Annotated in this window: 1 pseudogene; it reads left to right on the top strand. The window is 44.8% G+C overall.

Annotation, left to right across the window (positions count from 1 at the left end):
* Positions 1 to 109: 109 nt before the first annotated feature.
* Positions 110 to 480, top strand: a pseudogene (locus R7Q48_RS26515) (class I SAM-dependent methyltransferase); the annotation flags it as partial.

Raw genomic sequence — 480 nt, 5'->3', positions numbered from 1 at the left:
AGTTTATTTCTCATATTCTCGTCGGCTCTCTCTGGGCTTGATAATGTAATTGATATTCATTATCATCTTTTCCAGTGTCCACTCTTTCTCACTGGCGCAGGAAATGCCCATGTCTAAGTCAAAACATCAAGTTCCTAATCATCTATTGAAGCCTTTGCTATTACGCAGCCGTGAAAGCATGGTCGACAATGGTTTGGTGTATGACCCCATTGCAGCGAAAGCTTGTCTAAGCTGCAAGATGGCACCTGATTGTTTAAGTGGTGATATCGCGCAAAAGCAGCTGCTACACGTGACGTTGACTCAACTGTGCGACCAACAGGTAACGCAGTTTTTGCAGCAAAATCCGGACGCTTGGATCATCAATGTTGGAGCTGGACTCGATACCCGTTTTTACCGTTTGGATAACGGCCGCTGTCACTGGATTGAATTGGATGTTACGGAGAATCTAGTTTGGCGTCAGCGTCTATTCCATAAAAACGA

Source organism: Vibrio sp. 378, assembly GCF_033339435.1.
The sequence above is the reverse complement of the archived record's forward strand: the minus strand, read 5'-3'. Positions and strand labels throughout refer to the sequence as shown.